This is a genomic window from Streptomyces sp. NPDC044044, assembly GCF_056434405.1.
In genome coordinates, this window is record NZ_JBWKFG010000008.1 from 481,653 (window position 1) to 494,000 (window position 12,348).

Here is a 12,348-nt window from a genome sequence, read left to right on the forward strand (position 1 = left end):
TTTGCCGATACTGCAATAGAGTCATGACGGACAGCGGAGCAGTGGACCAGGCGGAGCACGAAGACGACGGCGCGAATCTTGACGGAGTGCTGGCCGAGGTCGGGCCCCGCCTGCGGAGAATCCGCAAGGAGCGCGGCGCGACGCTCGCGGGTCTCGCCGCCGCCACCGGCATCTCCGTGAGCACCCTCTCGCGCCTGGAGTCCGGCAACCGCAAGCCAAGCCTGGAGCTCCTGCTCCCCATCGCCCGCGCCCACCAGGTCCCCCTGGACGAGCTCGTCGGCGCCCCGCCCGTCGGCGACCCGCGCGTGCGGGCCAAGCCGATCGTCCGGCACGGCCGCACGATGATCCCGCTGACCCGGCAGCCCGGCGGCCTCCAGGCGTACAAGCTGTTCGAGCCCTCCCGCTCCGTCGAGCCCGACCTGCAGACCCACGAGGGGTACGAGTGGCTGTACGTCCTGTCCGGACGGCTGCGGCTCGTGCTCGCCGATCACGACGTGATCCTCACGGCGGGCGAGGCCGCGGAGTTCGACACCCGCCTTCCGCACTGGTTCGGCTCCACGGGGGAGGGGCCCGCGGAGTTCCTCAGCCTGTTCGGGCCGCAGGGCGAGCGGATGCACGTGCGCGCGCGGCCCACTCAGCGGGCCGCCCGGCCGTCCGATCGGCATCAGCGCGAAGCGGACTGACGAGACGGTTCCCCTGCCTGCAAGCGACCGCTTAGTATGCGACGGAGCTAGGTCTACGAACGCACCGTGGAGGCCCCGCATGCAGGCATGGCAAGTGCACCAGAACGGCGAGCCGGGCGCGGTGATGCGCCTCGAAGACGTGGACCGGCCGGTGCCGGGCGACGGACAGCTGCTCCTCAAGGTCCGCGCCGCCAACATCAACTTCCCCGACGCGCTGCTCTGCCGCGGGCAGTACCAGATCACGCCCCCGCTGCCGTTCACACCCGGCGTGGAGATCTGCGGCGAGACCGAGGACGGACGGCGCGTGATCGCCAACCCCGCCCTTCCGCACGGCGGATTCGCCGAGTACGCGATCGCCGACGCGGCGGCCGTCCTGCCCGCGCCCGACGCCCTGGACGACGCCGAGGCCGCCGCCCTGCACATCGGCTACCAGACCGGCTGGTTCGGCCTGCACCGCCGCGCGCACCTCCAGGCAGGCGAGACCCTCCTGGTGCACGCGGCCGCGGGCGGTGTCGGCAGCGCCGCCGTGCAGCTCGGCAAGGCGGCGGGCGCCAAGGTCATCGGCGTCGTCGGCGGCGCCGCGAAGGCCGAGGTCGCGCGCGAGCTGGGCTGCGACCTGGTCATCGACCGCCGTACGGAGAACGTGATCGGCGCCGTGAAGGAAGCCACCGGCGGCCGTGGCGCCGACGTCATCTACGACCCCGTCGGCGGCGACGCGTACACGCAGTCCACGAAGTGTGTCGCCTTCGAGGGGCGGATCATCGTCGTCGGCTTCGCGAGCAGTGTCATCCCGACGCCCGCCCTCAACCACGCGCTGGTGAAGAACTACGCGGTGCTCGGCCTGCACTGGGGCCTGTACAACGCCAAGGACCCGCAGGCGATCCTGCGCTGCCACGAAGAGCTCACCCAGCTCGCGGCCAAGGGCGCGATCAAGCCGCTGATCAGCGAGCGCGTGCCCCTCAGCGACGCTGCCGCGGCCGTCCAGCGTGTCGCCGACGGCATCACCACGGGGCGGGTCGCCGTGGTCCCCGAGGGAGGCGACGCATGACGGACGGAGCCGGACTGCGCCGCCGCGCGCAGGAGTTCCTCGCCGCGTACCCGCCCGCGACGACGGAACGCGCGGAGTTCCTGAAGGCCCGCTTCGACGCCGGGCTCGCCTGGGTGCACTACCCGGAAGGGCTCGGCGGCCTCGGCGCCCCGCGGTCCCTGCAGGCCGTCGTGGACGCCGAGCTCGAGGCCGCGGGCGCGCCCGACAACGACCCGCGCCGCATCGGCATCGGCCTCGGCATGGCGGCGCCGACGATCCTGCGCTTCGGCACCGAGGAGCAGAAGCGCAGCTTCCTGCGGCCGCTGTGGGTCGGCGACGAGGTGTGGTGCCAGCTCTTCAGCGAGCCGGGCGCCGGATCCGACCTGGCAGCCCTGGGCACCCGCGCCGTCCGTGACGGCGACTCCTGGGTGGTCAACGGGCAGAAGGTGTGGACGTCCGGCGCGCACGCCGCCCGCTGGGCCATCCTCATCGCGCGCACCGATCCGGAGGTGCCCAAGCACCGCGGCATCACGTACTTCGTCTGTGACATGACCGACCCGGGCGTCGAGGTGCGCCCGCTGCGGCAGATCACCGGCGAGGCCGAGTTCAACGAGGTCTTCCTCACCGACGTGACGATCCCGGACGCGCACCGCCTGGGGGAGATCGGCGACGGCTGGAAGGTCGCGCAGACCACCCTCATGAACGAGCGCGTGTCCATCGGCGGCGCCCGCATCCCGCGCGAGGGCGGCATGATCGGCCCGGTCGTGAAGGCCTGGCGCGAGCGCCCCGAGCTGCGCACGCACGACCTGCACCAGCGGCTCCTCAAGCTGTGGGTCGAGGCGGAGGTCGCCCGGCTCACCGGGGAGCGGCTTCGCCAACAGCTCGTCGCAGGGCAGCCGGGTCCCGAGGGCTCGGGCATGAAGCTCGGGTTCGCCCGTCTGAACCAGGAGATCAGCGGCCTGGAGGTGGAACTCCTGGGCGAGGAGGGGCTGTTGTACGAGGACTGGACGATGCGAAGGCCCGCGAAGGTCGACTTCGTCGGCCGTGACGCGGGCTACCGCTATCTGCGGGCCAAGGGCAACAGCATCGAGGGCGGCACCAGCGAAGTGCTGCTCAACATCGTCGCCGAGCGTGTCCTCGGACTGCCGTCCGAGCCGCGCACCGACAAGGACGTCGCCTGGAAGGACCTGGCCCGTTGAGTACGCAGACCACACAGAGCCCGCAGCCCGCGCAGCGCGACCTGCTGTACTCCGAGGAGGAAGAGGCGCTGCGCTCGGTGGTGCGCGGCCTGATCGCCGACCACTGCGACGCCACCGCCGTGCTCAAGCGCACCGAGTCCGCCGAGCCGCACGACCGCGACCTGTGGAAGGCGCTCACGGACGGCATGGGCCTCGCGGGCCTGCTCGTGCCCGAGGAGCTCGGCGGCCAGGGGGCCACGCACCGCGAAGCCGCCGTCGTCCTTGAGGAGTTGGGCCGGGCCGTCGCGCCCGTGCCCTATCTGACCAGTGCCGTGATCGCCACCGAGGCGCTGCTGGCCTGCGACGGCGACGCGGCGAGGGAACTCCTTGGCATGCTCGCCGCCGGACGCACGGTCGGCGTGCTCACCGTGCCGCTCGCCACTGCCCCGGGCGGTGCCCTGCCCGACGTGCGCACGGAGGAGGGGGCCCTGCGCGGCAGCGTCCCCGGTGTCGCCGACGCGCTCGCCGCCGATGTGTTCCTCGTGCCGACGCGTGCGGGGCTCTTCGCGGTGGACGCGACGGAGGACGGCGTCACCGTGGCACCGCAGACCTCGCTCGACCTCACGCGCCCGCTCGCCACGGTCACCTTCGAGGGGGCACGCGCGCGTGCGGTCGCTCCGGAATCAGGACCCGCTGTACGGCGGGGTCTGCGGGCGGGAGCCGGGCTCCTCGCGTCCGAGCAACTCGGCCTCGCCGACTGGTGTTTGACCGAGACCGTGCGCTACACGAAGGAACGCACGCAGTTCAACCGGCCCGTCGGCTCCTTCCAGGCGCTCAAGCACCGGCTCGCCCAGCTCTGGCTGGAGGTGGTCAACATCCGCGCCGCCGCCCGCAACGCGGCCGACACCCTGGCCGCCGACAGCGCGGACGCCGATGTAGCGGCGGCTCTCGCACAGGCCTACGCGTCCCCCGCCACGGTGCACATCGCCGAGGAGGCGCTCCAGCTGCACGCCGGCATCGGCATGACCTGGGAACATCCCGTCCACCTCTACCTCAAGCGGGCCAAGTCCGACTCCATCGCGCTCGGCACGGTGGGGCGCCACCGGGAGGAGCTGGCCGCGCGCGTGAACCTGCCCGCTCCCTGACACGGAGGCCCCTGCGCCCCGTGATCCATGCGGTCTCCCCGTGATCCATTCCGTATGGCCCGCACGTTTTACCTACCCATTACATGAGGCATAATTGCGACCCGTTCGCAATAACGTTTGATCTTCAGTAGGGGTGTGGAGCATGAGGGCCCGATCGATACGGGGTACGGGCGCGGTAGCGGCGGCCGCCTCACTGGCGGTCGCCGCCTCGGCCTGTTCGGCGCCGGGTGACGGCAAGAACGCGGGCGGCGCCAAGGACTCCGCGGTCGTCGGCATCGCGTACGAACCGGACACCCTGAGCCCGCTCCTCGGCTACGGCAAGGACGGCAACTCCAAGATCTTCGACGGTCTGCTCACGCACGACGCCGACATGAAGCTCAAGCCCGCGCTCGCCGCCGGGCTTCCCGAGGTCGGCGACGACGGCAAGACCTACACCTTCAAGCTGCGCGAGGGCGTCAAGTTCAGCGACGGCAAGCCCTTCACGTCCAAGGACGTCGTCTTCACCTACGAGACGATCCTCGACAAGAAGACGAACAACGCCGCCAAGACCGAGCTGGACGCCGTCAAGGACGTCGAGGCGAAGGGCGACGACACCGTCGTCTTCCACCTCAAGTACCCCTACGCGCCGTTCGCCGAGCGCACCGTCCTGCCGATCGCGCCCGAGCACATAGCCGGCAAGCAGGACGTGAACACCGGCGAGTTCACCACCAAGCCGGTCGGCACCGGCCCCTACAAGCTGGTGAAGTGGTCCAAGGGCGAAAAGCTCACCTTCAAGGCCAACCCCGGGTACTGGGGCGGAGCGCCGAAGGTCAAGAACTTCACCATGGCGATCATCAAGGACGACGACATCCGCGCCACCCGGCTCGACGCCGGTGAGCTCGACGGCGCGATCCTGCCGCCCAACCTCGCGAAGAAGTACGAGAGCGACGGCAACAAGAAGTCGTACGCCGCCAAGACCTTCGACTACCGCGTGGTGACCCTGCCCACCGGCAACAAGGTCACGGGCGACACCGACATCCGGCGCGCGCTCGACACCGGAGTCGACCGCAAGGCCATGGTCGACTCGATCCTGGACGGCGCGGGCAAGGAGGCCTACGGGCCCGTGCCGACCGACAGCCCCTGGTTCACCAAGGGCACCGAGCGCAAGCACGACCTCGCCGCGGCCAAGAAGAGCCTCGACAAGGCGGGCTGGAAGCCCGGCAAGGACGGCATCCGCGAGAAGGACGGCGTCCAGGCGACGTTCCCGCTCTGGTACCTCTCCGGCGACAAGCTCCGCCAGGACCACGCGCTCGCCTACGCATCCGACGCCAAGAAGCTCGGCATCAAGGTCGAGGTGCAGGCGGGCACCTGGGAGGTCATCGAGCCGCGCATGCCCAAGGACGCGGTCCTCGCGGGCGGCGGCTCCCCGGCCGACCCGGACTTCGACCAGTACACCCTCCTGAAGTCCTCGCTCGCCGGTGACGGCTTCAACAACATGGCCCACTACGACAACCCCAAGGTCGACAAGGCGCTCGACGAGGCCCGCGAGAGCGGCGACCACGCCAAGCGGCAGGCCGCGTACGACACCATTCAGCGCGAGCTGGTGAAGAACCCGGGCTACACCTTCCTCACCCACATCGACCACCTCTACGTCGTCGACAAGCGCTTCGGCGACCTGACCACCCAGATCGAGCCGCACGACCACGGCCTCGCGTCAGGACCGTGGTGGAACGTCGAGGACTGGCAGCCGAAGCAGTGAAGTCCGCGCTCCACAAGCTCCCCTGGGGGCCGATGGCGCGCATGACGGGACGGCGGGCCCTGTTCGCCGTCCCGGTCCTGCTCGCCGTGACCTTCGGCGTCTTCGCGATCGCCGCCGCGTCCCCCTTCGACCCCGTCAAGGCGTACGCGGGCACGGCCGGGCTCACCGCGTCCCAGGAGAACCTCGACCAGCTGCGCGCCAACCTCGGCGTCGACCAGCCGCTCGCGCAGCGCTGGTGGGAGTGGCTGACATCGGCCGTGAGCGGCGACCTTGGGGACTCCAGCACCCTGCGCCAGCCCGTCTCCGACGTCATCGGCGAACGCATCGGCTGGTCCGTGCTGCTCGCCGCCACCGCGTTCCTGCTCGCCATCCTCGTCGGCACGACGCTCGGCGTCCTCGCCGCGCGCCGCCCCGGCGGCTGGCTCGACCGCGCCGTGACCTCGCTCGCGTACACGCTCGAAGCGGCGCCGCCCTTCTGGGTCGGCCTGCTCGCCGTCTGGCTGTTCGCCCTGAAGCTGGGGGTCCTGCCCTCCGGCGGCCTCACGGACACCGCGAGCACGGCCGTCACCGCCGGGCAGGTCGCGAGCCACCTCGTGCTGCCCGCCGCCGTCCTGGCGATCTCGCAGCTTCCGTGGTTCGTCCTGTACGTACGCCAAGGAGTCGGCGACGCACTCGGTGACGACCCCGTCCGGGGCGCACGCGCGCGTGGCCTCGCCGAGCGGACCGTGCTCCTCGGACACGCCCTGCGCTCGGGCATGCTGCCGGTGCTCACGCTGATCGGCTCGCGCGTGCCCGAACTGATCACCGGGGCGCTCCTGGTGGAGACCGTCTTCAGCTGGCCCGGCATCGCCGCGGCCACCGTGTCGGCGGCGACCGCCGTGGACTTCCCGCTGCTCGCCGCGCTCACCGTCCTGGCCACGGTGGCGGTGCTTCTGGGCAACCTGCTCGCCGACCTGCTGTACGGGCTCGCCGATCCGAGGGTGGGATTCGATGGCTGACACGACGACCTGGCGCGCCTCCATCGGCGGCGCCGCCAAGACGCGCTCCACGCGCGCGTGGCGGGTGCGTTCCTCCGCGGTGATCGTCGCGGCCATCGTGCTCGCCGTGCTTCTCGTGCCGCCGCTGGTCAACCTCGACGAACAGGCCGTGAACCTCGCGGCCAAGCTCCAGCCGCCCTCCTGGGAGCACCCCTTCGGCACCGACGACGTGGGACGCGACCTGCTCCTGCGCTGCGTGTACGGGCTGCGGGTCTCGCTCCTCGTGGGCGTGGTCGCCGCCGTCGTCGCCACCGTCATCGGCACGGCCGTGGGGGCGCTCGCCGCCGCCTCGGGCGGCTGGGTGGACCGGGTCGTGATGCGGCTCGTGGACGTCTTCTCGTCCGTGCCGCACCTGCTGCTCGGCATCTTCATCGTGGCGATGTTCCGGCCCGGCGTGTGGCCGGTGGTCGTCTCGGTCGCGCTCACACACTGGCTGTCCACGGCCCGTATCGTGCGCGCCGAGGTGCTCTCGCTGCGGTCGCGTCCCTACGTCGACGCGGCCATCTCCGGCGGCGCGTCGCGGATGCGCGTCACCGTGCGCCATCTGCTGCCCGGCGTGCTCCCGCAGGCCGGACTCGCCGCCGTCCTGATGGTGCCGCACGCCATCTGGCACGAGTCCGCGCTGTCCTTCCTCGGCCTCGGACTCCCCACCCACCAGGCGAGCCTGGGCACCCTCGTGCAGAGCGCGCGCGGCTCGCTCCTGGCAGGGGACTGGTGGCCGACGCTCTTCCCCGGCCTGTTCATCATCGTGCCCACCCTGGCGATCGCGGGCCTCGCGGGCGCCTGGCGGGAACGGATCAACCCCCGGCGCCGATCGGAGCTGATGCTGTGACCGAGCCCGTCCCGAACCCGTCCCCCTCGTCCCCGGTGCTTTCCGTACGAGGTCTCTCCGTACGGTTCCGCATGCGCGGCGGCACCTTCGTCTCCGCCGTCACCGACGCCCACTTCGACCTCGCGGCGGGGGAGTGCCTCGCCCTCGTCGGCGAGAGCGGCTGCGGCAAGTCCGTGCTCGCCTCCGCGCTGCTCGGGCTGCTTCCGCAGAACGCGGAGAGCGCCGGGTCCGCGCTCATCGGCGACGTGGACCTGCTGGCCGCCGACGAGCGCACCCTGGCCCGCACGGTCCGCGGGCGGCGCGTCGGTCTCGTACCGCAGAGCCCGGCCGCGCACCTGACGCCGGTGCGCACGGTCCGCGCCCAGCTGGAGGAGACCCTGCGGGAACTGGCGGACGTGCGCCGCCCGCAGCTGCGCAAGGCCGCCGAAGCCGCCGCGGAGCGTGCCGCGTTCCCCGCCGGGCACCTGGACCGCTACCCGCACGAGCTGTCCGGCGGACTCGCCCAGCGCGCCGCCACCGCGCTCGCGCTCATCGGCGACGCACCGCTGCTGCTCGCCGACGAGCCGACGACAGGCCTCGACCGTGACCTCGTCGACCGCACGGTGGACGAGCTGCGGCGGCACGTCGGCGACGACCGCGCGCTGCTCCTGATCACCCACGACCTGGCCGCCGCGGAGCGCATCGCCGACCGCGTCGCCGTGATGTACGCGAGCCGCATCGTCGAACTCGCCGACGCCGAGGACTTCTTCGGCACCCCGGGCCCCCGGCACCCCTATGCGCGCGGCCTCCTGAACGCCCTCCCGGAGCGCGAGTTCACGCCGATCCCCGGCATGCCGCCCGAACTGTCCGCGCTGCCCGGCGGATGCGCCTTCGCGGCGCGCTGCTCCGGGGCTGACGATGCGTGCGGGACCGTTCCCGAGCCGGTGGACGGAGTCGCCTGCCACCACCCCCATACGGCGGCCGTCCTGGAGGCACCCCGTGCTTGAACTGCGTTCCATCACCGCCGGATACGACCGCCGCGCCCCCGTCATGCGGGGCGTGGACCTCACGCTCGCGCCCGGCGCCTCCGTAGGCCTTCTCGGCCCCAGCGGCTGCGGCAAGTCGACCCTGGCCCGGGTCGCCGCCCTGCTCCACAAGCCCGAAGCGGGCCGCGTCGTCATCGACGGCGAGCCCGCCCGCGGCTGGCGGCACCGTGCACCCCGCGCCCAGCGCACCGCCTTCGGCGTCGTCTTCCAGCAGCCCCGGCTCTCGGCCGACCCGCGGCTCACCCTCACGAACCTGATCGCCGAGCCGCTGCGCGCGGCCGGGCGCGGCGGCGAAGCCACCGAGCGGGTAAGGGAGTTGGCGGCCACGGTCGGGCTCGGCGAGGACCTCCTGGGCCGCAGGCCGCACGAGGTGAGCGACGGGCAGCTGCAGCGCGCCTGTCTGGCCCGCGCCCTGGTGCTCCGCCCGCGCTGGCTGATCTGCGACGAGATGACCGCGATGCTGGACGCCTCGACGACGGCGGCACTCGTGCACGCCGTGGAGGAGTACCGGCGGGAGAGCGGCGCCGGGCTGCTCGCGGTCGGGCACGACCGGGTGCTCCTGGAGCGCTGGTGCGAGCGGACCGTCCACTGGGACGAGCTGAGCGCTCCGCTGGAAGTACGGTGACGGAGCCGCGGGATGAGGCGCCGTGACGTGGCGTGAGGTGGCGATGCGCCGCCCTGCGTTTCCCGGAATGAACGAAGGGCGTCGATAGCGCCAACTCCCGGCACGGGGAGGTTTCTTGACGCGAGCATGGCCTCATACTCACTGAGGCCCGCCCGTCGTCCCCTCGCCCCTTCCGGGAGTCTCCGTGGCACTCGTCACCCGTCGTAGAGCCCTCACCATCGGTGCCGCACTCGCCGGCACCGCCGCCGTCCCCGCGTACGCCCAGGCGAGCGAGCGCGGACACGGACCCCGCCCCCTCATCCGCGCCCACGCGCACAACGACTACGAGCACCCCCGGCCCCTGTTCGACGCGCTGGACCACCGCTTCGGCAGCGTCGAGGCCGACATCTACCTCGTCGACGGCGCGCTCCTGGTCGCGCACGACCCGATCGACCTCGACCCCGCCCGCACCCTCGAATCGCTGTACCTGGACCCCCTGGCCGCCCGCGTGCGCGCCAACCACGGCTCCGTGTACCGGGGTTACCACCGCACCCCCTTCCAGCTCCTGATCGACATCAAGACCGAGGGCGCGGCGACGTACCTCGAACTCGACCGCCACCTCCGGCGCTACCGGCACCTGTTCACGACGTACTCGTACGGCAAGGTGCGCCGTGGCCCCGTGACGGCGGTGATCTCCGGAGACCGGGCCGCCCGCGCGCCGATGGAGGCCCAGCGCCTGCGCCGCGCCTTCTACGACGGCCGCCTCGCCGACCTGGGCAGCGCGGCGCCCGCCTCGCTCATCCCGCTGATCAGCGACAACTGGACGCTCAACTTCAGCTGGCAGGGCGTCGGCGCGATCCCTGCCGCCGAGCGCGACAAGCTGCGCGGCATCGTCGGAGCCGCCCACAAGCGCGGGCAGCGCGTCCGCTTCTGGGCGACGCCCGATCTCGCGGGCCCGGCGCGCGACGCCGTGTGGGGCGAGCTCCTCGCCGCCGGCGTCGACCACTTGAACACCGACGACCTGGCGGGGCTGGAGGCGTTCCTCGACGCCCACGGGCAGTAGCCCCGGGCCGCCCGTAGCAACGCCCCGGCACATAACACCCGTTCGGAGGACATGCCGGTCGCCCGGACGGTCCCTCCGCTGCGCCACACTCGGCCCAGAGCCGCGGTGTTGACGTGGCGGAGGAGGTTGTCCCCATGGCCATTTCGGTCTCCGTGGTGCTGCTGCTGGTGATCCTGGCAGTGGTCTTTCTGCGCAACGGCGCACTCAAGTTCTCGCACGCCCTGGTCTGTGCGTTGCTCGGCTTCTATCTGGCGAGTTCGAGCATGGCGCCGACCATTCACAACGGGGTCACGGCCGCCGCGGACATCGTCAGCGGTCTGCAACCGTGATCGTCAGCGGCCTGCGGTCGTGATCGTTGCGTGTTCGTGAACAAGTGTCATCTTTCCATGGACACTTCAAGGGTCTGGCCCTAGCTTCGGCCCCATGCCGCGTCGCAGAACCCTCAGCAGTGCCCTGGCCCTGACCGCTCTCACCGTCTCGGCCGCGTCCTTCGCGTATCCCGCCCAGGCGGACGACATACCGAGGGCGCCGGGGCACCGGCTCGTCGACCAGTACACGGGCGGGCCCGCCGACGCCCGCCCGCTGCCCGGCGAACAGCCGCCCCAGCACCCGTATCTCGCCGCCAACGGCCGCAGCGGAATGCACGCGGACGCGGCGGGCAGCGGAACGTACCCCTGGAACGGGCCGCTCGGGAAGAAGCCGAAGGTCAGCAGCGAGAAGATGGCGGCGCTCGGCGGTGAGTGCGCCACCGTCACCTTCGACAAGGCCGGCCGCATCGTCACCGTCTGCGGCACGTTCACCGGATTCCTGGTCAAGCTGCTCGACCCGGAGACGATGGACACGCTCGCCGAGTACAAGCTGCCGCAGCGCCCCTCCACCGTCGAGGCCATCACACGCCTGGACTTCTCGAAGATCTTCAAGGACACCTCGGGCGGCGCCTACTCATACCTCGACAACGAGGACCGGCTCGTCCTGGCCGACTCCCGCCAGCACATCGTCCGGCTCGCGCACGAGCAGGCGGCGGACGGCAGTTGGCGGTTCGTCGTCGACAAGGACTGGGATCTGACGGCGCACGTCCCGCACGACTGTGTGACCTGGTCAAATCCGTACCCGAGCGGCGAATGTGACCCGGTCACCTCGGTGATGCCCGACTGGGAGGGCCGCATCTGGTGGGTGACCCGGCAGGGGCGCGTCGGCACCGTCGACCCCGCGTCCGGTGACATCCGCTCCGTCCGCCTTGAGGGCGAGGAGATCCAGAACTCGTTCTCCGTCGCCGATGACGGCGTGTCCATCGTCTCCGACCACGCGCTCTACAGCTTCCGGGCCGGCAAGGACGGCACCCCGAAGGCACTCTGGCGCCAGACCTACGACCGGGGGACGGGCACCAAGCCCGGTTCGGTGAACCAGGGTTCGGGCACCACGCCCGACCTCTTCGGCCAGGGCGACGACGACTACGTGGCGATCACCGACAACGCCGACGACCGCATGAACGTCCTCGTCTACCGGCGGGGCGAGGACGTCGCCGACGACAAGCGCCTCGTCTGCAAGGTCCCCGTCTTCCGATCCGGCGCGTCCACCACCGACAACTCGCTGATCACCTGGGGCAACAGCCTCGTCGTCGAGAACAACTACGGCTACGAGAACATCACCTCGCTCACCTTCGGACGCAGCGTCGTCGGCGGCGTCAGCAGGATCGACGTACGCGAGGACGGCAGCGGCTGCGACACCGTCTGGGAGAGCGACGTCCGCGCCCCGTCGAACGTGCCCAAACTGTCCACCGCCTCCGGGCTGTTGTACTTCTACACGAAGGAGCCCAGCAGCCTCGGCATCGATGCCTGGTATCTGACGGCCGTCGACTTCCGCACCGGCGAGACCAAGTGGAAGCGCCTCGCCGGCACGGGCATCGCCTACGACAACAACTGGGCGCCGGTGACTCTCGGCCCGGACGGCACCGCGTACGTGGGCGTGTTCAACGGTCTGGTGGCGGTGCGGGACACCGAGTGAGCGCGTCCCGCC

At 71.5% G+C, this 12,348-nt stretch carries 12 protein-coding genes; all 12 read left to right on the forward strand.

Annotation, left to right across the window (positions count from 1 at the left end):
• Positions 1 to 23 precede the first annotated feature (23 nt).
• The 12 genes from AC07AG_RS30200 (at position 24) to AC07AG_RS30255 (ending at position 12,336) form a co-directional block, all read left to right on the forward strand.
• Positions 24 to 683: a helix-turn-helix domain-containing protein gene (locus tag AC07AG_RS30200; RefSeq protein ID WP_478759282.1), complete on the forward strand. Its 660-nt coding sequence runs from the start codon at positions 24 to 26 to the stop codon at positions 681 to 683.
• Positions 684 to 762: 79 nt separating this feature from the next.
• Positions 763 to 1,731 (forward strand): NADPH:quinone oxidoreductase family protein, encoded by a 969-nt coding sequence (locus AC07AG_RS30205; protein WP_478759283.1) that lies wholly within the window; start codon positions 763 to 765, stop codon positions 1,729 to 1,731.
• Positions 1,728 to 2,909 carry an acyl-CoA dehydrogenase family protein gene (locus tag AC07AG_RS30210; protein ID WP_478759284.1) on the forward strand — a complete coding sequence of 394 codons (1,182 nt, stop codon included), beginning with the start codon at positions 1,728 to 1,730 and terminating at the stop codon, positions 2,907 to 2,909. Before AC07AG_RS30205 ends, AC07AG_RS30210 begins: the two co-directional genes overlap by 4 nt.
• Positions 2,888 to 4,033: an acyl-CoA dehydrogenase family protein gene (locus AC07AG_RS30215; RefSeq protein WP_478759400.1), complete on the forward strand. Its 1,146-nt coding sequence runs from the start codon at positions 2,888 to 2,890 to the stop codon at positions 4,031 to 4,033. Before AC07AG_RS30210 ends, AC07AG_RS30215 begins: the two co-directional genes overlap by 22 nt.
• A gap of 142 nt (positions 4,034 to 4,175) precedes the next feature.
• The gene (locus AC07AG_RS30220; RefSeq protein ID WP_478759285.1) at positions 4,176 to 5,771 is read left to right on the forward strand and encodes an ABC transporter substrate-binding protein; all 1,596 of its coding nucleotides are present in this window, start codon (positions 4,176 to 4,178) and stop codon (positions 5,769 to 5,771) included.
• Positions 5,772 to 5,803: 32 nt separating this feature from the next.
• Positions 5,804 to 6,769, forward strand: a complete 966-nt coding sequence (locus tag AC07AG_RS30225) for an ABC transporter permease (RefSeq protein ID WP_478759401.1) — start codon at positions 5,804 to 5,806, stop codon at positions 6,767 to 6,769.
• On the forward strand, positions 6,762 to 7,640 hold the full coding sequence (locus AC07AG_RS30230; RefSeq protein WP_478759286.1) for an ABC transporter permease: 879 nt from the start codon (positions 6,762 to 6,764) through the stop codon (positions 7,638 to 7,640). Before AC07AG_RS30225 ends, AC07AG_RS30230 begins: the two co-directional genes overlap by 8 nt.
• Before the next feature lie 71 nt (positions 7,641 to 7,711).
• Positions 7,712 to 8,626: an ABC transporter ATP-binding protein gene (locus tag AC07AG_RS30235; protein ID WP_478759402.1), complete on the forward strand. Its 915-nt coding sequence runs from the start codon at positions 7,712 to 7,714 to the stop codon at positions 8,624 to 8,626.
• Positions 8,619 to 9,290, forward strand: coding sequence for an ABC transporter ATP-binding protein (locus AC07AG_RS30240; protein ID WP_478759287.1), 672 nt, complete (start codon positions 8,619 to 8,621; stop codon positions 9,288 to 9,290). The genes AC07AG_RS30235 and AC07AG_RS30240 overlap by 8 nt, the downstream gene beginning before the upstream one ends.
• A gap of 184 nt (positions 9,291 to 9,474) precedes the next feature.
• On the forward strand, positions 9,475 to 10,332 hold the full coding sequence (locus tag AC07AG_RS30245; RefSeq protein ID WP_478759288.1) for a phosphatidylinositol-specific phospholipase C/glycerophosphodiester phosphodiesterase family protein: 858 nt from the start codon (positions 9,475 to 9,477) through the stop codon (positions 10,330 to 10,332).
• Positions 10,333 to 10,466: 134 nt separating this feature from the next.
• On the forward strand, positions 10,467 to 10,661 hold the full coding sequence (locus tag AC07AG_RS30250; RefSeq protein WP_160503040.1) for a hypothetical protein: 195 nt from the start codon (positions 10,467 to 10,469) through the stop codon (positions 10,659 to 10,661).
• 94 nt (positions 10,662 to 10,755) lie between these two features.
• Positions 10,756 to 12,336, forward strand: coding sequence for a hypothetical protein (locus AC07AG_RS30255; RefSeq protein WP_478759289.1), 1,581 nt, complete (start codon positions 10,756 to 10,758; stop codon positions 12,334 to 12,336).
• Positions 12,337 to 12,348 lie beyond the last annotated feature (12 nt).

Coding starts and splice junctions, on each gene's coding strand:
- AC07AG_RS30200 (WP_478759282.1), top strand. CDS start 24: ATGACGGACAGCGGAGCAGTGGACCAGGCGGAGCACGAAGACGACGGC.
- AC07AG_RS30205 (WP_478759283.1), top strand. CDS start 763: ATGCAGGCATGGCAAGTGCACCAGAACGGCGAGCCGGGCGCGGTGATG.
- AC07AG_RS30210 (WP_478759284.1), top strand. CDS start 1,728: ATGACGGACGGAGCCGGACTGCGCCGCCGCGCGCAGGAGTTCCTCGCC.
- AC07AG_RS30220 (WP_478759285.1), top strand. CDS start 4,176: ATGAGGGCCCGATCGATACGGGGTACGGGCGCGGTAGCGGCGGCCGCC.
- AC07AG_RS30225 (WP_478759401.1), top strand. CDS start 5,804: ATGGCGCGCATGACGGGACGGCGGGCCCTGTTCGCCGTCCCGGTCCTG.
- AC07AG_RS30230 (WP_478759286.1), top strand. CDS start 6,762: ATGGCTGACACGACGACCTGGCGCGCCTCCATCGGCGGCGCCGCCAAG.
- AC07AG_RS30235 (WP_478759402.1), top strand. CDS start 7,712: ATGCGCGGCGGCACCTTCGTCTCCGCCGTCACCGACGCCCACTTCGAC.
- AC07AG_RS30250 (WP_160503040.1), top strand. CDS start 10,467: ATGGCCATTTCGGTCTCCGTGGTGCTGCTGCTGGTGATCCTGGCAGTG.
- AC07AG_RS30255 (WP_478759289.1), top strand. CDS start 10,756: ATGCCGCGTCGCAGAACCCTCAGCAGTGCCCTGGCCCTGACCGCTCTC.